Genomic DNA, 19,085 nt, shown 5'->3' with positions numbered 1-19,085 from the left:
CAAGGCGTTCGTGATCAGGCAACACCGTTCGTTCACAGTGAGGATATGACTGATGTGACCTCCGCGAAGAGCGCCCGCCGTCCGCACCACTGGCGGCGGGACCTGATCGAACTGGCCGCCCTGTTCACCGCCGTGGCCGTGGCCGACGCGATCGCCAACCTGATCGGACACCAGCCGGACGGGCCCTACCTGCTCATGGCCTCGGCGGTGGCGCTGGTGGCCACGGCCGCGTTCCACACCTGGTGGGCCCGGCGCCACAGTCACGCACCCCCGTCGGACGAGGCGGACGCCGCGCCGGTCGGGGCCGGCGCGACGGGCGGGACCGGTGCGACGGCGGGCGAGGCCGAGGGCACCGGCGGGGGCGGGGTGACCGGCGCCGAGGAGACCGGGACCACGCTGTGGCGGATGCGGACGACGGTGCTCGACGCCCCGGGCAGCCTGGCCGCGCTGTGCACGGCGCTCGCCGGGCTCCGCGTCGACATCCTGACCCTCCAGACGCACCCGCTCGCCCAGGGGACCGTCGACGAGTTCCTGCTGCGGGCCCCGGCCTCGCTCCAGGCGCAGGAGCTGTCCCGGAGGATCGCGGCCGCGGGCGGCGCCTCCACCTGGATCGAGCGGGCGGACGCCCACGACTTGGTGGACACCCCGACCCGGGTGCTGTCGCTGGCCACGCGGACGGCGCTGGACGCGGCCGAGCTGCCGCTCGCCCTGCGCCAGTTGCTCGGCCGGTGCACGATCCACTCGCTGCCCGCCGTCTCCGTCACGGGCCGGGCGACCGGGCAGAGCGCCCCGGTCGAGGGCGTGCTGGAGGAGACGGTGATGCGGCTGCGGGACCCGTCCGGCGGGGTGATCTCCGTGGAGCGGCCCTATCTGCCGTTCACGCCGACCGAGTTCGCGCGGGCGCGCGCCCTGGTCGAGCTGGATGCCCGGCTCGGTCCCCGTGTGCCGCGCAGCGAGGACGTCCTCACGCTGCCCGAGGGCAACGAGATCACCGTGCGCCGCGCGGACCGCGCCGATCTCGCCGCCGCCCGCGCCATGCACGACCGCTGCTCGCAGAACACCCTGGGCCTGCGCTACCACGGCCCCGTCGCGGACGCCGACCGCTATCTCGACCATCTGCTGAGCCCCCGCTTCGGCCGCACCCTGGCGGTGCAGACGGCGTCGGGCAGGCTGGTGGCGCTGGGCCACCTCCTCTGGGACGGCGACGAGACCGAGGTGGCCCTCCTCGTCGAGGACGACTGGCAGCGCCGGGGCATCGGCTCCGAGCTGCTCCGCCGCCTGGTGGCGCTGGCCGAGGAAGCGGGCTGCGACAGCGTGTACGCGGTGACGCAGTCCCGCAACACCGGCATGGTGGCCGCGATGCGCGCGCTGGAGCTTCCCCTCGACTACCAGATCGAGGAGGGCACGCTCGTCATCACCGCCCGGCTGACGAGTGAAGAGGCCGCTCGGCCGTCCGTGCCGACGGAACGGGCCCGTCGCTGAGCGCCTGGCACAGATCCGCCCACAGGTCCTCGACGTCCTCCAGGCCGACCGACATCCGCAGCAGCCGGTCGCCGACGCCGGCCGCCCGCCGGTCTCCCTCCTCCACGATGCGGTGGCTGATAGAGGCCGGGTGCTGGATCAGCGAGTCCACGCTGCCGAGGCTGACGGCGGGCGTGATGAGCCGCACCCCGGAGATCACCCGGTGCGGGTCCCCGTACACCTCGAAGGAGATCATCGCGCCGCCGATCCGCGGGTAGTGCACCCGGGCGATCCGCGGGTCGGCGGTGAGCCTGCGGACCAGTTCGGCGGCGCTCGTCGAGGCCGCCCGGACGCGTACCGGCAGCGTGGACAGGCCGCGCAGCAGCAGATAGCCGGCCAGCGGGTGCAGCACCCCGCCGGTGGCGAACCGGACCTGGCGCAGCGTCGCGGCGAACTCCTCGTCGCAGGCGACGACGCCGCCCATGACGTCCCCGTGGCCGCCGAGGTACTTGGTGGCGCTGTGCAGGACGATGCGGGCGCCGTGTTCGACGGGGCGCTGGAGGACGGGGGTGGCGAAGGTGTTGTCGACCAGCAGCGGCACGGTTCCGCAGGCGTGGGCGACGGCCCGGATGTCGACCTCGGCCAGGGTCGGGTTGGCCGGCGTCTCGACCATCACCAGGCCGGTGTCCGGGCGGATGGCGTCGGCGATGCCAGCCGGGTCGGTCCAGGTCACCTCGGTGCCCAGCAGCCCGGCGCCGAGCAGATGGTCGCTGCACCCGTAGAGCGGGCGGACCGCGACGACATGGCGCAGCCCCTGGCTCGCGCGGGCGAGCAGGACGGCGGTGAGCGCGGCCATCCCGCTGGCGAAGGCGACCGCGCTGTCGGTCCCCTCCAGCCGGGCGAGCGCCGTCTCGAAGCGGCCCGTGGTGGGGTTGTCGAGCCGGGCGTAGACGGGCGGCCCGTCGGGGAGGGAGCCGGTGGTGGCGAAGGCGTCGATACGCATCGCCTCGTCGCGCGAGTCGTAGGAGGGGTAGGTGGTGGACAGGTCGATCGGCGGGGCGTGCACGCCGAGGGAGGCGAGGTCGTCGCGTCCGGCGTGCACGGCTTCGGTGGCGAGAGCCCTGGACGGGGTGGGAGCAAGGGGCGTCATCGAGACTTCGTTGTCCATGGCGTCACTCTGAACAGTTACCGGTTCGTAGCGACCGTTCCCCGTGCTACGTTCGCCACATGTCCGATTCCGTCGCTCTTGATCCGGTGGATCTACAGATTCTGCGGCTGTTGCAGAACGATGCGCGGACCACGTACCGCGAGCTGGCGGCCGAGGTCGGCGTGGCCGCTTCGACCTGTCTGGACCGGGTGGCCCGGCTGCGCCGCAGCGGGGTGATCCTCGGGGACCAGTTGCGCCTCGATCCGGCGAAGCTCGGCCGGGGGCTCCAGGCGCTGCTGCTGGTGCAGGTCAGGCCGCACCGCCGGGAGTTGATCGGGCCGTTCGTCGACCGGATCAGGTCGCTGCCGGAGTCGCGTGCGCTGTTCCATCTCACCGGCCCCGACGACTATCTGGTGCAGGTGGCGGTGGCCGACGCGGCGGATCTTCAGCGGCTGGTCCTGGACGAGTTCACCTCGCGCCGGGAGGTGGCCCGGGTGGACACCCGGCTGATCTTCCAGCAGTGGGAGTGCGGTCCGTTGCTTCCGCCCGCCGCGAACTGACCGGCCGGGTCCGGACACCGGGCGGCCCCCGGTGGTGACGGGAGGGCCGCCGCCGTACGAGGATGTCCGCATGTCAGACACTTCGAGCAGCGCGCTGCCCCGTCAGGTCGCCGACGCCTACGTCGACGCACTCATCGAACTCGACCCCATCACGGGCACCTTTCTGGGTGTGCCCGAAAGCTCGCGCCGGCTGCCCGACTTCTCACCGGCCGGCCAGGCGGCGGTCGCCGACCTCATCCGCGCGACGCTGCGGAAGCTGGACGCCGCCGAACAGCTCCCCGGCGCGGACAGCGATGCCGAGCGGCGCTGCGGACGGCTCCTGCGGGAGCGCCTGACGGCGGAACTCGCCGTGCACGAGGCCGAGGAGGGCCTGCGGGCCGTCTCCAACCTGTCGTCGCCCGCCCACAGCATCACCGAGGTCTTCACCCTCACGCCGACCGCGACGGACGAGGACTGGGCGGCGATCGTGGAGCGGCTGCGCGCGGTGCCCGCCGCGTACGAGGGGTACCGCGCCTCGCTCGCGCTCGGTCTGGAGCGCAAGCTGTACGGCGGCCCGCGCGCGACCGCCACGTTCATCGGGCAGCTGACGGAGTGGGGCGGGGAAGGCGGGAGCGAGGGGTTCTTCGCCGAGTTCGTGGCCCCTGGCCCCGCGTCCCTGCGGGCGGAGTTGGACGAGGCCGCCGCGCAGGCGACGGCCTCGGCGCTCGCGCTGCGAGACTGGGTGCGCGATGTGTACGCCCCGGCGATCGAGGGCGCCCCCGACCCGGTCGGCCGGGAGCGCTACGCCCGCTGGTCGCGGCTGTACAACGGCACCGACCTGGATCTCGACGAGGCGTACGCGTACGGCTGGTCGGAGTACCACCGGCTGCTCGCCGAGATGAAGGTGGAGGCCGAGAAGGTACTGCCGGGGTCCGGCCCCTGGGAGGCGCTCGCCCATCTGGATGTGCACGGCAAGCACATCGAAGGGGTGGACGAGGTCCGCGACTGGCTCCAGGGCCTGATGGACGAGGCGATCGAGGCGCTGGACGGCACGCACTTCGACCTCGCGGAGCGGGTACGGAAGGTGGAGTCCCGGATCGCCCCGCCCGGCGGGGCCGCCGCGCCGTACTACACCAGCCCCTCCGAGGACTTCTCCCGCCCGGGGCGCACCTGGCTGCCCACCATGGGCGAGACCCGTTTCCCGGTGTACGACCTGGTCTCCACCTGGTACCACGAGGGCGTTCCCGGCCACCACTTGCAGCTCGCGCAGTGGACACATGTCGCCGACACCCTCTCCCGCTACCAGGCGTCGGTCGGCATGGTCAGCGCGAACGCCGAGGGCTGGGCGCTGTACGCGGAGCGGCTGATGGACGAGCTGGGCTTCCTGCCCGACCCGGAGCGGCGGCTCGGCTATCTGGACGCCCAGATGATGCGCGCCTGCCGGGTCATCGTCGACATCGGCATGCACCTGGAGCTGGAGATCCCGGCGGACTCCCCCTTCCACCCGGGCGAGCGCTGGACCCCCGATCTGGCCCAGGAGTTCTTCGGCAACCACAGCGGCCGCCCCGCCGACTTCGTGGAGAGCGAGCTGACCCGCTATCTGTCGATGCCCGGCCAGGCCATCGGCTACAAGCTGGGCGAGCGCGCCTGGCTGCTCGGCCGGGAGAACGCGCGCGCCGCGCACGGCGACGCGTTCGATCTGAAGGCGTGGCACATGGCGGCGCTCTCGCAGGGGTCGCTGGGTCTCGACGATCTGGTGGACGAGCTGTCGCGGCTCTGACTCACACAGTGACCCGTACGGTCCGGAGTCTCCTCAGGTGAAGGAAGGCAGCCTGTCATGACCGAGCGCAACGGATTCCTTTTCTGCGCCGACCCGTTGAGGGCGTCGCGGCCCGATCCGCAGTTCGCCGAGGACCTCGCGGCGGCGCGCGCGACGGGCGGCCGGATCGCCCTGCTCGATCATGACGCGCTGCTCGCCGGGGACGCGGCCGGGGCGGTGGCCCGGGTCGCGCGGGACTCCGGACCGTACTGGTACCGCGGCTGGATGATCCCCTCCGCCCGGTACGCGGAGCTGGAGACGGCGCTCGGCGCGCGGGGCTGCACCTTGCTCACCGACGCCGTCGGCTACCGGCGGGCGCATGAACTCCCGGGTTGGTACGAGGAGTTCGACGGGCTGACGCCGCGCAGTGTCTGGCGGACGGCGGTTCCGGGAGATCCGCCGCCCTCCGCGGACGAGCTGGCCGGGCTCGCGGCGCCGCTGGGGCCGGGGCCCGGCATCGTGAAGGACTTCGTGAAGTCCCGCAAGCACGAGTGGCACGAGGCCTGTTACGTTCCGGAGCTCACGGACCGGAAGCAACTGGCTTCCGTGGTCGGGCGATTCGTCGAACTCCAGGGTGACTTTCTCGCGGGCGGCCTGGTGCTGCGGGCCTTCGAGCGGTTCGTCGCGGGCGGCGAGGCGCGGGTGTGGTGGGTGGACGGGGAGGCGGTGCTCGTCACCGCCCACCCGGACACCCCCGACCACCACCCCGTCCCCGAACTCCCCGCCCTGCGGGAGACGGTGGGCCGGCTCGGGCTGCGCTGGGTCACCACCGACCTGGCGTTGCGCGAGGACGGGGTGTGGCGGGTGGTGGAGGTGGGCGACGGCCAGGTCAGCGGGGGTCCCGCCGGGGCGGAGACGGGGGACCTGTTCGCCGCGCTGGCGGCTGCTGGGGTGCGCTGAACCCCGCGGGAGCCGTGGGGGCCTCCGCCCGGACCCGTGAGGATCAGCAGCCGCAGTCCGCCGCGTCGACCGGAGCAGTCAGCGGGTCGGGCGCGCGCCGCTCGCCGCCCTCCCAGGTCTCGTAGGCAAACCCTTCCCGCACCCAGTACTCGAACCCGCCGAGCATCTCCTTGACCTGGAAACCCAGTTGGGCGAGGGCCAGGGCCGCGCGGGTCGCGCCGTTGCAGCCCGGCCCCCAGCAGTACGTGACCACGGGGACGGCCGGGTCCAGCAGCGCCGCCGCCTGCTCGGGGATGAGGGCGGTGGGCAGATGGACGGCCCCGGGGATGTGTCCCTGGTCCCAGGAGGCGGTGGAGCGGCTGTCCAGGACGACGAACCCGGGGTCGCCGTCGGCGGCGAGCGCGGAGGCGACGTCGGAGACATCCGCATGGAAGGCGAGCGAAGCGCCGAAGTAGGCGGCCGCGGCGGCGGGTGACGCGGGTGCGACGCGCAGGACGGGGTTGGCGGCCGTGGCCGTGGAGTGCGAGGTCATGACCATGAATCTATGACCGGGAAACCGGCCCGGGAAGTGAGATTCCCCGGCGCTCCTCTTGATCCGCCGGGGATTTCCCTGTTGCCTCGGTGAGGTGACCGACTATTCCCCGGACGCCACCGACTGGCGCATCCTCGACGTCCTCCAGCGCGACGGCCGCGCCACCTTCGCCGAGCTCGCCCGGGCCGTGGCCATGTCGCCGAGCGCCGTGACGGAGCGGGTGCGGCGGCTGGAGGAGCTGGGGGTGATCAGCGGGTACGCGGCGGTGGTCGACGCCGAGCGGCTCGGGCTGCCCATCCTCGCCCTGGTACGCCTGCGCTACCCGAACGGGAACTACAAGCCCTTCCACGATCTGCTGGACACCACGCCGGAGATCATCGAGGCCCACCACGTCACCGGCGACGACTGTTTCGTCCTCAAGGTCACGGCCCGCTCGATGAGGCATCTGGAGGAGACCACCGGGCGGATCGGGGCGCTGGGCTCCGTCACCACGAGCATCGTGTACTCCTCACCGCTCCCCCGCCGCGCGATCGGCCGCTGAACCGCCCGGAGGGGGCCCGGCGTCACAGGCGGTGCCGCACCGACGAGCCCTGCCGCTCCTTCACCACTTCGAGCCGGGCCGGGATCCGGCGGCGCAGATCGGCGACATGGCTGACGATGCCGACGCTGCGGTCCCGCTCGCGCAGCGAGTCCAGCACGTCCAGCACCTCGTCCAGCGTCTGGTCGTCCAGGCTGCCGAACCCCTCGTCGATGAAGAGGGTGTCCAGGCGTACGCCGCCGGCCTCCTCGGTCACGACGTCGGCGAGGCCCAGCGCGAGGGCCAGCGAGGCGAAGAACGTCTCCCCGCCGGACAGCGTCGCGGTGTCGCGTTCGCTGCCGGTCCAGGCGTCGACCACATGCAGCCCGAGTCCGGCGCGGCGGCCGCCGGCGCGGGCATCGGAGTGGACCAGCGTGTAGCGGCCCGAGGACATCCGCTGGAGCCGTGCGGTGGCGGCGGCCGCCACCTGTTCGAGGCGGGCGGCCAGGACGTACGCCTCCAGGCGCATCTTGCGTTCGTTGTCGGCGGAGGTGCCCGCCGCGAGGCCCGCGAGCCGGGCGATCCGCTCGTACTCCTGGCGTACGGGGCCGAGCCGCCGTACCTCGTCGGCGGCCCGGGCCGAGAGCCGGTCGAGTTCGGCGCACCGGTCGCGGGCGGCCGCGCGTGCCGATGCGGCCTCCCGCAGCAGCCATTCCGCCGTCTCGAACTCGCCCTGCACCACTGACGGTTGGGCCGGGGGCTGTTCGGCGGCCTCGCGGGCGTCGCGCTCGGCACGCCGGTCGGCGACCGCCGCGGCCTCCGCCTGCCAGGCGTCGATCCGGTGCTGGAGGTCGCGCTGTGCGGCGGCGTCGAGCAGCGTCGCGGCGGCGGCCTCCGGGGTGTCGAAGCCGGCCCGGAACGCCGCGTCGGAGAGCCTGTCGTCGGCTTCCTTGCGGCGCTGGGCGGCGTCCTGTTCGGTGCGTACGGCTTCGGCGGCCTCCGCCAGCAGTGCCACCCGCCGCGTGAGGCGGTCCGCGTAGGCGGCGACGGACCCGGACTCGCCCCGGACGGCGGCGAGTTCACCGTGCAGCGCGGCCTGCTCGCGGTCCAGCGCCTCGCGCCGGGAGGTGCGGGCGGCGGCGCGGCGCTCGGCCTCCTGCCGGAGTTCGAGGCGGCCTGCGTGCTCGCGCTCGGCGGCGTCCAGGGCCTCACGGGCGGCGTGCGTCCCGGCGGCGAGGCGGTGCGCCTCGGCGTGCTCGGCGGTCAACCGGTCGACGGCGTCGCGGAGTTCACCGACGGACGGGCCGGGGTCCGGCACCGCCCGGTCGTCGCCGTCGTCGCCACTCGCCACCGGGGCGGTCGCGGACGCCTCCAGGTCGCGGGCCTGGGCGCCTCGGGCCAGCTCGTCACGCGCCTGCTCGCCACACGCCTCCGGGTCGCGGGCGTCCGCGCCCCGGGACTCCGCCCACCCCTCACGCGCCTCCGCATCGGCAGTGGCATGGCGTTCGCGGACGAGTCCGAGGGCCTGCTCCGCGCGGGTACGGGTCTCCTCGGCGTCACGGTGGGCGGCGAGGGCGGTCTCTTCCGTGGCGCGGTCGACGTGGCCGTCGCCCTCCGTGGCGGGGGCCGGGTGCTCGGCGGAGCCGCAGACGGTGCAGGGTGCGCCGTCGACGAGGCCGGCGGCCAGCTCCGCCGCGATGTCCCGCAGCCGCCGCTCCCGCAGCCCGAGCCAGGTCTCATGGGCGGCGAGGGCGCGCTCGCGGGCCCCGGCGAGCACTTCCCTGGCGGTCCGGACCTCGGCGGCCAGCGCGTCGCGGCGGCGGGCGGCCTCCAGGCGGCGGCGGGCCGGGGCGAGGAGTCCGGCGAGCTGTTCGGCGCGGGTCGCGGCCTCCTGCGCGGTCGCGATGGACTCCCGGAGCCCGGCGTGGACGGTGTCCCAGCCCGCGAGCCAGACCTCCGTGTCCCGGACGGTCGCGTCGTCGGCCCGGGATTCGCGCTCCAGCCGGTCCCGCTCCTCGTCGATCTCGGCGCTGCGCGCCTCGGCCCGGCGGGCGGACTCCAGGCCGCCCAGCTCCTGCTGGAACTTCCGCTCCAGCTCGGCGAGTTGGTCGGGGCCCGCGTCGGCGAGGTCGGGCGGCAGCTGGGCCCTGGCCCGGCCGAGGTTGTCGCGCGCGGCCGAATACACCCGCTCCGCCTCCTCCCGCAGTTCCAGCGCCGGGGCGACCCGGTCGGCCTTGCGGGCGCGGTCCAACTCCTCCTGGCAGCGGTCGTGTTCCGGGCGCCGTTCCTCCAGCGCCGCAAAGCGTCGGCGGGTCTCCTCGTACCGCTCCTGGAGGCGGGCGAGTTCGCGTACGGCGTCCAGGGCGTGGCGGGCGTCACGCTGCCGGTCCTCGGCCCCGGCGACGACGCGGTGGGCGATGTCGAGCCGTTCACGGGCCCCGGACCGGGCGATCGCGGCCCACTCCAACACCGCTTCCGCGAGGCCGGGTTCGCCGGGCCGGGCGGTGATCGGGGTAGCCTCGGCCCCGGCGGGTCCGGCCGCCTGGGCGATGCGCTGGGCGAGGGCGAGGATGCCTTCGTCGGCGGCGGTGACCTTGGCCTCGGCACCCCGGCGCAGTTCGGCTAGGCGTTCCTCGACGGCGGCGAAGCGGCGGGTGTCGAAGAGCCGGCCGAGGAGCTTGCCGCGGGCCTCGGCGTCCGAGCGCAGGAAGCGGGCGAAGTCACCCTGCGGCAACAGCACCACCTGGCAGAACTGGTCCCGGCTCATGCCGATGAGCTGGGTCAGCTCCTCGCCGATCTCCTGGTGCGACTTACTGAGGGCGTGCCAGCCGCGCTCGGGGTCGTAACCGCGCAGCCTGCTCTGGGCCTTCTCCATCGTGAAGCCGTCGCCCCGCTTCTTGGGACGGGGCTGGGCAGGGCTGCGGGTGACTTCGAGGCGTCGGCCGCCGACGGTCAGCTCCAGCTGGACCTCGGTGGGCAGGTCCACGGGCGCGTGGTCGCTGCGCAGGGAGGCCCCGGGGCTCTGCCGGGCGCCGGGGACCGCCCCGTACAGGGCGAAGCAGACGGCGTCCAGGACGGAGGTCTTGCCCGCGCCGGTGGGTCCGTGGAGCAGGAAGAGGCCGGCGGAGGACAGGGCGTCGAAGTCGACTTCCTGGGTGGCGCCGAACGGGCCGAAGGCGGTGATGCTCAGGCGGTGCAGTCTCACCGGGACACCTCGCGCACGGTCTCGTCCACCCGTACATCGTCGAACGCGGCGCGCAGCACGGTGCGTTCGAGGTCGCTGGGGCCGCTGCCGCCGCGCACATGGGCGACGAAGTCCTCGGCGATCTGGTGGTCGTCGCGGTCCTTGAGGCGCTGGGCGTAGGAGGCGAGCGGATCCTCCGGCGGCCGCTCGGGGTCGAAGACGAGGCTGAGGGTGTGCGGGAAGCGCCGGGAAAGGCGGGCCATGGGCTCGGCGGGGCGTACCGGGTCGGTGAGGGTGGCCTCGACCCAGGCGTGCTCGTGGCGGTCCAGGGCGGAGTCCTCCAGGAGGGTGTCGAGGCGGCCGCGGAGCCGGGCGAGGGGCCGCTCCACGGGGCAGTCGATCCGTTCCTCGGCGGCGATGTTCCCGTCGGCGTCGAGGTCGATGAGCCACGTGGTCTTGCGGTGGCCGGCCTCGGAGAAGGAGTAGGCGAGCGGGGAGCCGGAGTAGCGGACCCGGTCCGTGACCCGCTGAGAGCCGTGGAGATGGCCGAGGGCCGCGTAGTCGACGCCGTCGAAGACCCCGGCGGGGACGGCGGCGACCCCGCCGACGGTGATGTCGCGTTCGCTGTCGCTGGGCTCCCCGCCCGCCACGAAGGCGTGCGCGAGGACGACGGAGCGGGTTCCGGCGGGGCGGGTGGCGAGGTCGGCGCGGACCCGGTCCATGGCGGCGGTGAGCACCGCCTCGTGACCGGCTTTGCCCGCTCCCAGGGCGTCCTTGACCAGGGCGGGCTCCAGGTAGGGCAGCCCGTAGAACGCCACGTCGCCGTGGTCGTCGGCGAGCACGACGGGGGTGGCGCAGCCCTCAGGGTCGGTCCGCAGATGGATCCCGGCCCGGTCGAGGAGCCCGGCGCCGACGCCGAGCCGGCGGGCGGAATCGTGGTTGCCGGAGATCATGACGGTCGGGACACCGGCGTCGGCGAGCCGGTGCAGCGCCCGGTCGAACAGCTCGACGGCGCTGAGCGGCGGGACGGCACGGTCGTAGACGTCGCCCGCGACGAGGACCACGTCCACCTCGCGCTCCTCGACGGTCGCGATGAGGTGGTCGAGGTAGGCGGCCTGGGCGTCCAGCAGTGAGACACGGTGGAAGGACCGGCCCAGGTGCCAGTCCGAGGTGTGCAGGAGCCTCACGCCATCACTCCGCCGGTCTTGGCCTGCATCGTCGTCGTCCTCCACCCCGTGGGCCGCGCACCGGCGGCCCGTGATCCCGCTCGGCACCGACCACGCTAACGCCGCCGGCCCGCCGAACCCGCATCGATCATGATTTTGGCCCCCCACGGGCACCCGTGGACACCCGTGGGCACCCGTGGGACTGCCCTCACCTCAAGAGGTTCACGAGGTTCACGCGGCCGCGTCCCCGTACGCCTCGCCGCCCAGCTCCAGGGTCGCGGTCCCCGCGGTCACGTCGGCCAGCCAGCCGGTGAACGCCTCGACGTCGCCGTCCGGCAGCCCGATCTCGATGGTGACGGCCTCGGCGTACCGCACCTCGCGGACGTCCCGCCCGGTGGCCCGCAGGTCGTTCTCCAGCTTTCCAGCCCGCTGGTGGTCGACCCGGATCGTGGCGAGCCGGAAGCGCCGCCGGGTGATCGTGCCGAGCGCGTCGAGGGCTTCGCCGACCACTCCCCCGTACGCCCGGATCAGCCCGCCCGCCCCGAGTTTTACCCCGCCGTAGTAGCGGGTGACGACCGCGACGACGTACCGCGTCTCCCGCCGCATCAGCATCTGGAGCATGGGAACGCCCGCCGTGCCGCCGGGTTCGCCGTCGTCGCTCGCCTTCTGTACGGAGGCGTCGGCGCCGATCACGTACGCGAAGCAGTTGTGGGTGGCGGTCGGGTGCTCCTTGCGGACGCGGGCGACGAAGTCCTGCGCCTCCTCCTCGGTGGCGGCTGGGGCGAGCGAGCAGAGGAAACGGGATCGGTTGATCTCGCTCTCGTGCACACCCGCGCGGGCGACGGTCCGGTACTGCTCCTGCATCCGTCCACCCTATGCGCCGCCGCGAGGGCGGATCCCGGCGGGAATGGGGAGTGGGGGCCGTGGGTTGTCCCGGCATGAACGCAGACGACGTGACGATCAGGCGGATTCTCCAGGACACAGGCGACACCTGGGCGGTGGTGGGCCTGTCCGGCAACCGTTCCCGGGCGGCGTACGGGGTGGCGGAGGTCCTCCAGCGGTTCGGCAAGCGGGTGGTGCCGGTCCACCCGAAGGCCGAGACGGTCCACGGGGAACAGGGGTACGCCTCGCTCGCGGACATCCCCTTCCCGGTCGACGTGGTGGACGTGTTCGTCAACAGCGAGCTGGCGGGCGCCGTCGCGGACGAGGCGGTGGCGGTCGGCGCGAAGGCGGTGTGGTTCCAGCTCGGTGTCGTGGACCGGGACGCCTACGGGCGGACGCGTGCGGCGGGCCTCGACATGGTCATGGACCGGTGCCCCGCGATCGAAATTCCGCGGCTGGGCGCACGCGCCTGAGCTGCCCGGGTGTGAGGGACATCCCGGGGCGGGCAGAATCCCCGCCGTGGACGACGTGGACGTACTCGACGTGTCGAACGTGACCGACAGCAGGGCCCGGACGACGGCCGCGCTGACCGCGCTCGGCGTCCGGCCCGGTGATGTGCTCCTGGTGCATGCCTCGCTGCGCGCGCTGGGGCCGGCGGCGGGCGGGGCGCGGGAGGTGCTGGGCGCGTTGCGCCGGGCCGTCGGACCGTCGGGGACGGTGGTGGTCCCTGCCTTCACCACGGAGAACTCCGACACCTCCCCGCACTACCGCGAGCGGGTGCGGGGGCTGAACGCCGGGGCGGTCGACGCGGTGCGCGCCGCGATGCCCGCGTACGACCCGGCGCTGACGCCCGCGCCGTCGATGGGCGCGCTGGCCGAGACCGTACGGACGGCGGCGGGGGCCGGGCGCAGCGCGCATCCGCAGACCTCGTTCGCCGGGCTCGGCCCCGGGGCTGCGCGGCTGCTCGCCGGGCACCGCCCCGACTGCCACCTCGGGGAGGACTCGCCGCTGGCCCGGCTGTACGAGGCGGATGCCCGGATCCTGCTGCTCGGCACCGGCTACGCCACGTGTACGGCGTTCCACCTGGGCGAGTACCGGATGCCCGGCCCGCCGCGCCGGAGCTACCGCTGTGTGGTGGCGTCGCGGGGGGTGCGCCGGTGGTGGGAGTACGAGGATGTCGCCCTGGACGACGGGGACTTCGCCGCCCTGGGCGCGGCGTTCGAGGAGGCCGCCGCCGAGGGTGACGTACGGACGGGGCGGGTGGGCGCGGCGGAGTGCCGGCTCGTCCGGCTGCGGGCGGCGGTCGACTTCGCCACGGACTGGCTCACGAAGCACCGGACAGCCGGGAGTTGAGCCGGCCACCTCCGGCCGCCCCGGGCCGTTCAAGGGGTGACCCGCCCGCCCCCGACCCTTCGAAGGGGGAGGCTCAGACGCCCAGGCCCTCGACGATCACCGCGCCCGGGAGGGCGGCGAGCGCCTTGCCGGGGACGATGAGTTTGCCGCGCCGACTGCCGCTGCCGATCAGGACCCACTCCTCGTCCACGACGGCCGGGTCCAGCAGGAGGGGCCAAGCGGCGGGCAGGCCGATCGGGGTGATGCCGCCGTACTCCATGCCGCTCTCGCCGACCACCGTCTCCATCGGGGCGAAGGATGCCTTACGGGCACCGAGGTGCTTGCGGACCGCGCCGTTGACGTCGACCCGGGTGCGGGAGAGCACCACGCAGGCGGCGAGGGTGACGTCCTGGCCGCGCTTGCCCGCCACGACGACGCAGTTGGCCGAGGTGTCGAGCAGTTCGACGCCGTGGTGCTCGGCGAAGAGGGCGGTGTCGGCGACGGCCGGGTCGCTGTCGACGTGGACGAGCTGCTCGGCGGTGAACTCGCCCCAGCCCGCGGTGAGCGCCGCGACGACGGGGGCGGGGAGCAGGTCGAGCCGTTCCGCGGCGGGAGCGGCGTCCTCGAAGGTGCCGATGGGTGCGCGCATGGCGCTCACGCTAACAGCGGTGGGGCGGGGCCGGCCGGGCGTCTCAGCGGGCGGTCATCCCGGCGAAAGGCGCCCCGGCGAAGGCGTCTCAGCGGACGGGCGGGATGGCTACGGCCATGGTGAAGACCGTCGGTTCGCCGCCCTCGTTGCGGTAGCCGTGCGGCACGTGCGCCTCGAAGGTGGCGGAGGTCCCGGCGGGGACGGCGTGGGTGAGACCGTCGACGAGGAGGGTCAGTTCGCCCTCGGTGACGTGGAGGAGTTCGACGGTGCCCTCGGGGTGCGGGGCGGACGTGGTGCCCTCGCCGGGCATCAGCCGGCAGGTCCACAGTTCGAGCGGGCCGCGGGCCTCCGCTCCGACGAGCAGCGTGGTGGAGCTGCCCGCCTCGGTCGACCACATGCGGACGGCCCGGCTTTCGGGGACCAGCCGGACCTGGGGTCCCTGCTCGTGGTCGAGCAGTGTGGTGATGGCGACGCCGAGCGCGTCGGCCAGCTTCACCGTGGTGCCGACGCTCGGGTTCGTCCGCGCCTGCTCGATCTGGATGATCATCCCGCGGCTGACTCCGGAGCGGGCCGCGAGGGCGTCGAGGGTGAAGCCGCGCTCGCCCCGCCAGCGCTTGAGATTGCGGGCCAGCGACTGGGTGAGCTGGTCGAGGTCGGACACGTACCGTCCCTGCGGTGGATGGCGGAGTGCGGATACCGGCGTACGGGTGGCCAGGCCACGTACGGCGCATGCCGGGGTCAAGAATATTGCACTGCCGTACAGCGCACTCCACCGTTCACCAGGCCGTGCCGCCGCCTCACAGGGCTTACGGGGGCCTACGGCGTTTCCCGTACCTCGTCCAGCTCGGCGAGGGCCAGCAGCTGCTCGGGCGTGACGCCCTTCGGGATCGGCACGGGTGCGGGCGTGCGCAGGGGCGGCTGCCAGCCCTTCTCCGGGTCCCAGCTGCGGACGACACGGGCGGGGGCTCCGGCGACCACCGCGTGGTCGGGGACCTCGCCCCGGACGACGGCGCCCGCCGCGACCACCACGTTCCGGCCGAGCCGGGCCCCGGGCAGGATCACCGCGCCGGTGCCGATCCAGCAGCCGGGGCCGATCGCGACGGGTTCCATCCGGGGCCACTGCTTGCCCACGGGCTCGTGCGGGTCGTCGTAGCTGTGGTTGGTGGAGGTGATGTAGACGAACGGACCGCAGTACGTGTCCGAGCCGATGCTCACCGTCGTGTCGGCGATCACATGGCTGCCGCGCCCCAGCACCACCCCGTCGCCCAGCGTGAGGATCGGGTCGGGCCCCAGGTCCAGGTCCGGCATCATCCCGGCGGTGAGAGTGACCTGCTCGCCGATGATGCAGTGCGCGCCCAGTTCGATCCACGGCTCCCCGAACACGGTGCCCTGCGGGAAGGCGAGCCGGGTGCCCGCGCCGATCGCGCCGAACCGCAGCCGCCCGGGGTGCTCGGCGGTGACCGCGCCCGCCCGCTGTGCCCAGGCCCAGCCGAGGTGGACCGCGCGGGAGGCGGCGCGGCGCGGGAGGCGGGCGAGGAAGGAGAACGTGTTTCGGTTCTTCGGCACGCGCTCACGGTAGTCGGCGGCGCGGTGGGCGATCCCCGCGGTGACCTGTGATGTTCGCCCCACTGCGCGGCGCCCGCCGGGGGCCGTCGCCTACCGTGAGAGTCGGCCCGATCCGGTGGAGAGGGCCCAGGAGCACCACACCGGCGCGAAGGAGCAGGCGATGGCGGAGCAGGCGTTGATCACGGGCATGGGCGGCAAGGAGCCGGACATCGACGTGGACGCCTTTGTGGCCCCGACGTCCGTGGTGATCGGTGAGGTGACGCTCGCCCCGGGCTCCAGCGTCTGGTACCAGGCCGTGCTGCGCGCCGACTGCGGTCCGATCACGCTCGGCCCGGACAGCAACATCCAGGACAATTGCAGTGTGCACACCGACCCCGGGTTCCCGCTCACCGTGGGCGCGCGGGTCTCGGTCGGCCACAACGCGGTGCTGCACGGCTGTGTGATCGAGGACGATGTGCTGGTCGGGATGGGCGCCACGGTGCTCAACGGCGCGCACATCGGGGCGGGTTCGCTGGTCGCGGCGCAGGCTCTCGTACCGCAGGGGATGCGGGTGCCGCCGGGCTCGCTCGTCGCGGGGGTGCCCGCGAAGGTGAAGCGGCAGCTGACCGCCGAGGAGCTGGAGAGCATCCGCTTCAACGCGGCGGGGTACGTGGAGCTGGCGAAGGCGCACCGCGCGGCGCACGAGGGCTGACGCCCGCGTCCTGCCGGAACACCGAGCCGGGCCGCCGTCCCTCCGGAACGGGAGGGGCGGCGGCCCGGTCGCATGTACGTACAGCGGTGGTCAGCCGTTGGGGCGCAGGGTCCAGACGACGGTCATCTCGCCGGTGACCGCTCCGTCGGCGCGCGTGATCTCGATGGCGACGGGGAATTCCGGCCGCTGTCCGGCGTCCAGGTCGGCGACCACGTCGGCGATCGGGCGGCCGAGGGTCGCGGTGGCGGTGACCTCGCCCATGGCGAGCTTCTTGTAGCCGATCTCGGCCTTCACGGCGAGCGGCACGGCCCGTGACATCTGGTCGCCGAAGGCGGCGATGACGATCGCGCCGCTGGCGGATTCGGCGAGCGTGAACATCGCTCCGGCGTGGGGTCCGCCGACGTGGTTGTGGTAGTCCGCCTGGTCGGGCAGCCGGACGACGGCCCGCTCCGGGGTGGTCTCCAGGAATTCGAGGTTGAGGGTCCGGGCCATCGGAACCGTCGCGACGAGCATCTCGCCCACGGTCATCTGTTCAGCGCTCATGCCCGAAGGTTACTCACCAGTAGCACCGTTTGGCCATCCCCTTGTGACGGCTCCGGTACAGGGCTGGCGTAGAAGTGGGCGCACGGCCCATCTATGGTTACTGGCCATGTGGCCAGGAACGCAGCCGCCCGGGGGCGAGCAGAACCCGCAGGACCAGAACCAGAACCCGTACCAGCAGCCGGGGTACCAGCAGCCGAATCCCTATCAGCAGCCGGGATATCCGCCGCAGGGCCAGCCGGGGCAGCCCGCGGAGCCGGGCTACGGGTACCCGCAGGGCCAGCCCGGCGGGCAGCCGGGCTACCCGCAGCCCAATCCCTACCAGCAGCCGACGGTGCCGCAGTACGCCGTCCCGGGTCCGCCCGGCGGGCCGAAGCCCGGCGACGACAAGAAGAAGACGACGATCGTGGCGATCGTCGCTGCGCTGGCCGTCGTGATCGCGGCGGGCGTCACCGGATTCCTCGTCCTCGGCAAGGACGACGACGAGGGCAAGAACGTCGCCGACGACAAGAAGACCGCGTCGCCGAGTGCCAAGCCCAGCGAGACGGCCACCGGCTCCGCGCCGCCCGTGGAGAACCCGCGGGGCTCCGACGGCGACCCCAAGCCGCTCATTCCGGGCTGGAAGGTCGTCACCAACCCCAAGTGGGGCACGCAGTTCGACGTTCCCGGTGACTGGGAGGTCGCCAGTTCGGGAACGTTCGCCGGCTTCGAGGACGCCAAGAAGGAGGACGGGTCGCCGGTCGCCGGCTTCTCCGCACCCGCCTACTACAAGAGCAAGTGGTGCGTCGACGACTCCGACGGGGACGGCCGCGAGGAGGACACCGGGCTCGCCGGCGTCGGGACGAAGGGCGCCCAGGGCGCCAAGAGCACCGACGAGGCCGCGCGGAACGAGGCCGCCAACTGGGTGTGGGCCGCCTACTCCCAGCTCGACCCGAAGTCCAAGGTCAAGATCGGCAAGGCCAAGCCCTTCACCACCAAGTCGGGTCTCTCCGGCAGCGTCGCGCAGGCCACCGCCCTGGAGCTGGCCAACAAGGAGAAGTGCGACAGCGACGGGAAGTCGATCGCGTTCTCCTTCAAGAACTCCAAGGGCGACTTCTCGACCTGGGTCCTCTACGCCGCCACCGGCGTCAAGGACGAGCTGCCGGACACCACCATCCAGCAGATCCTGAGCACGGTCCGCCTCGCGGGTGAGCCCACCGGCTGACACCCGTACCGCGCAGCGCGTTCCCGCACCACTCTGCCGCCCCGCCCCGCCCCGCCCGCCGGGAGCCTCAGCCGACGCTGAAGGCCCCGTCGGGCGGTTCGGGCGAGGCGACCGCGTCCGCGTCCGCCACCGGGCGGGCCCCGCCGATGAACCGGGTCAGCGCGGCACCGTGGGTGACCCGCGCCGGGAAGACGTCCGCGGCACAGCGGCGGACGAGCGGGTCCACGTCGACGGGCGCGTAAGAGGCGAGCAGGACGACGTTGCCGAAGCGCCGCCCGCGCAGCACCGCCGGTTCCCCGACCAGCGCCAGCTCCGGGAAGACGGCGGCGAAGTTCGCCAACTGGGAGCGGAGGAAGGCGAACGGGGCGCTGTCGGCCAGGTTGGCCGCGTAGATCCCGTCCGCGCGCAGGGCCCGCCCGGCCGCCCGCGCGTACTCGACGGACGTGAGGTGTGCCGGTACCCGGGAGCCGCCGAAGACGTCCGCGATCAGGAGGTCGGCGGAGGCGGGGGCCGCCGCTTCCAGCCGCTCCCGGGCGTCGGCCGCGTGCAGCGTGATGCCGCTCCCGTCGGGCAGCGGCAGATGTTCCCGGACCAGCCCCAGCAGCCCCCGGTCGGCGTCGACGACGTCCTGCCGCGAGCCGGGGCGGGTCGCGGCCACGTAGCGGGGCAGGGTCAGCGCGCCACCGCCCAGGTGCAGGACGTCCAGGGGCGCGCCGGGCTCGGCCGCGCCGTCCACGACGTGGGCGAGCCGGCGTACGTACTCGAACTCCAGGTAGGACGGGTCGTCGAGGTCGACGTAGGACTGGGGCGCGTCGTCGACCGTGAGCAGCCAGGCCCGGTCGCGGTCCACGTCGGGCAGCAGCCGGGCGGTGCCGCAGTCGACCTCGCGGATGACGGGTATCGGCTCGTTCACCTCTCCATTGTCGCCGCCGCTGCCCGCCACCCCGAACCGAGGG

At 73.7% G+C, this 19,085-nt stretch carries 19 protein-coding genes; 9 read left to right on the top strand and 10 right to left on the bottom strand.

Annotated elements, in window-relative coordinates; genetic code table 11:
* The first annotated feature begins 54 nt into the window (after positions 1 to 54).
* A complete protein-coding gene (locus A3Q37_RS06480; protein WP_065478836.1) occupies positions 55 to 1,482 on the top strand; it encodes a GNAT family N-acetyltransferase in 1,428 nt (475 codons plus the stop codon).
* Here A3Q37_RS06480 and A3Q37_RS06475 read toward each other — a convergent pair.
* Complete coding sequence (locus A3Q37_RS06475) at positions 1,415 to 2,629, bottom strand: PLP-dependent aspartate aminotransferase family protein (RefSeq protein WP_065478833.1); 1,215 nt, start codon at positions 2,627 to 2,629, stop codon at positions 1,415 to 1,417. The two genes, A3Q37_RS06480 and A3Q37_RS06475, sit on opposite strands and share 68 nt — an antisense overlap.
* Positions 2,630 to 2,688: 59 nt before the next feature.
* Here A3Q37_RS06475 and A3Q37_RS06470 point away from each other — a divergent pair, with 59 nt between their 5' ends.
* From A3Q37_RS06470 to A3Q37_RS06460, 3 genes are all read left to right on the top strand, one after another.
* A complete protein-coding gene (locus A3Q37_RS06470; RefSeq protein WP_006122929.1) occupies positions 2,689 to 3,168 on the top strand; it encodes an Lrp/AsnC family transcriptional regulator in 480 nt (159 codons plus the stop codon).
* A 70-nt stretch (positions 3,169 to 3,238) separates the two neighbouring features.
* Positions 3,239 to 4,927, top strand: coding sequence for a DUF885 domain-containing protein (locus A3Q37_RS06465; RefSeq protein ID WP_065478830.1), 1,689 nt, complete (start codon positions 3,239 to 3,241; stop codon positions 4,925 to 4,927).
* Between the two features lie 57 nt (positions 4,928 to 4,984).
* Positions 4,985 to 5,866, top strand: a complete 882-nt coding sequence (locus A3Q37_RS06460) for an ATP-grasp domain-containing protein (RefSeq protein ID WP_065478827.1) — start codon at positions 4,985 to 4,987, stop codon at positions 5,864 to 5,866.
* 43 nt (positions 5,867 to 5,909) lie between these two features.
* Here A3Q37_RS06460 and A3Q37_RS06455 read toward each other — a convergent pair whose 3' ends face one another.
* Positions 5,910 to 6,404 carry a rhodanese-like domain-containing protein gene (locus tag A3Q37_RS06455; protein WP_065478824.1) on the bottom strand — a complete coding sequence of 165 codons (495 nt, stop codon included), beginning with the start codon at positions 6,402 to 6,404 and terminating at the stop codon, positions 5,910 to 5,912.
* An 88-nt stretch (positions 6,405 to 6,492) separates the two neighbouring features.
* On the opposite strand from A3Q37_RS06455, the gene A3Q37_RS06450 reads away from it, so the two are divergent.
* Positions 6,493 to 6,939 carry an Lrp/AsnC family transcriptional regulator gene (locus tag A3Q37_RS06450; protein WP_065478821.1) on the top strand — a complete coding sequence of 149 codons (447 nt, stop codon included), beginning with the start codon at positions 6,493 to 6,495 and terminating at the stop codon, positions 6,937 to 6,939.
* Between the two features lie 22 nt (positions 6,940 to 6,961).
* On the opposite strand, the gene A3Q37_RS06445 is transcribed toward A3Q37_RS06450, so the two are convergent.
* From A3Q37_RS06445 to A3Q37_RS06435, 3 genes are all read right to left on the bottom strand, one after another.
* Positions 6,962 to 10,120, bottom strand: a complete 3,159-nt coding sequence (locus tag A3Q37_RS06445; RefSeq protein ID WP_065478818.1) for an AAA family ATPase — start codon at positions 10,118 to 10,120, stop codon at positions 6,962 to 6,964.
* Positions 10,117 to 11,286 (bottom strand): exonuclease SbcCD subunit D, encoded by a 1,170-nt coding sequence (locus A3Q37_RS06440; RefSeq protein ID WP_065478815.1) that lies wholly within the window; start codon positions 11,284 to 11,286, stop codon positions 10,117 to 10,119. The genes A3Q37_RS06445 and A3Q37_RS06440 overlap by 4 nt, the downstream gene beginning before the upstream one ends.
* Before the next feature lie 210 nt (positions 11,287 to 11,496).
* Positions 11,497 to 12,129, bottom strand: a complete 633-nt coding sequence (locus A3Q37_RS06435; protein WP_065478812.1) for a YigZ family protein — start codon at positions 12,127 to 12,129, stop codon at positions 11,497 to 11,499.
* 74 nt (positions 12,130 to 12,203) lie between these two features.
* Here A3Q37_RS06435 and A3Q37_RS06430 point away from each other — a divergent pair, with 74 nt between their 5' ends.
* Positions 12,204 to 12,620 (top strand): CoA-binding protein, encoded by a 417-nt coding sequence (locus A3Q37_RS06430; RefSeq protein WP_032778548.1) that lies wholly within the window; start codon positions 12,204 to 12,206, stop codon positions 12,618 to 12,620.
* Between the two features lie 46 nt (positions 12,621 to 12,666).
* A complete protein-coding gene (locus A3Q37_RS06425) occupies positions 12,667 to 13,500 on the top strand; it encodes an aminoglycoside N(3)-acetyltransferase (protein WP_065478809.1) in 834 nt (277 codons plus the stop codon).
* A gap of 73 nt (positions 13,501 to 13,573) precedes the next feature.
* Here the strand turns inward: A3Q37_RS06425 and A3Q37_RS06420 are convergent, their stop codons facing one another.
* From A3Q37_RS06420 to A3Q37_RS06410, 3 genes are all read right to left on the bottom strand, one after another.
* Positions 13,574 to 14,128: a YbaK/EbsC family protein gene (locus A3Q37_RS06420; protein ID WP_065478806.1), complete on the bottom strand. Its 555-nt coding sequence runs from the start codon at positions 14,126 to 14,128 to the stop codon at positions 13,574 to 13,576.
* An 88-nt stretch (positions 14,129 to 14,216) separates the two neighbouring features.
* Positions 14,217 to 14,789 carry a helix-turn-helix domain-containing protein gene (locus tag A3Q37_RS06415; RefSeq protein WP_065478804.1) on the bottom strand — a complete coding sequence of 191 codons (573 nt, stop codon included), beginning with the start codon at positions 14,787 to 14,789 and terminating at the stop codon, positions 14,217 to 14,219.
* A gap of 155 nt (positions 14,790 to 14,944) precedes the next feature.
* The gene (locus A3Q37_RS06410; protein WP_065479523.1) at positions 14,945 to 15,694 is read right to left on the bottom strand and encodes a DapH/DapD/GlmU-related protein; all 750 of its coding nucleotides are present in this window, start codon (positions 15,692 to 15,694) and stop codon (positions 14,945 to 14,947) included.
* Positions 15,695 to 15,854: 160 nt separating this feature from the next.
* Between A3Q37_RS06410 and A3Q37_RS06405 the strand changes: the two genes are divergently transcribed.
* Entirely contained in the window at positions 15,855 to 16,385 is a 531-nt protein-coding gene (locus tag A3Q37_RS06405; RefSeq protein ID WP_065479514.1) for a gamma carbonic anhydrase family protein, read from the top strand.
* A 90-nt stretch (positions 16,386 to 16,475) separates the two neighbouring features.
* On the opposite strand, the gene A3Q37_RS06400 is transcribed toward A3Q37_RS06405, so the two are convergent.
* Positions 16,476 to 16,913 carry a DUF4442 domain-containing protein gene (locus A3Q37_RS06400; RefSeq protein ID WP_065478801.1) on the bottom strand — a complete coding sequence of 146 codons (438 nt, stop codon included), beginning with the start codon at positions 16,911 to 16,913 and terminating at the stop codon, positions 16,476 to 16,478.
* Positions 16,914 to 17,034: 121 nt separating this feature from the next.
* Here A3Q37_RS06400 and A3Q37_RS06395 point away from each other — a divergent pair, with 121 nt between their 5' ends.
* Entirely contained in the window at positions 17,035 to 18,129 is a 1,095-nt protein-coding gene (locus A3Q37_RS06395; protein ID WP_065478797.1) for a hypothetical protein, read from the top strand.
* Between the two features lie 67 nt (positions 18,130 to 18,196).
* Here the strand turns inward: A3Q37_RS06395 and A3Q37_RS06390 are convergent, their stop codons facing one another.
* A complete protein-coding gene (locus A3Q37_RS06390; protein WP_065478794.1) occupies positions 18,197 to 19,042 on the bottom strand; it encodes a spermidine synthase in 846 nt (281 codons plus the stop codon).
* Positions 19,043 to 19,085 lie beyond the last annotated feature (43 nt).

Origin of the sequence: Streptomyces sp. PTY087I2, assembly GCF_001687325.1 — a bacterium.
In the GTDB taxonomy this organism is placed as follows: Bacteria; Actinomycetota; Actinomycetes; order Streptomycetales; family Streptomycetaceae; genus Streptomyces.
Note: the sequence above shows the minus strand (reverse complement) of the source record. Positions and strands in the feature narration are given on the sequence as shown.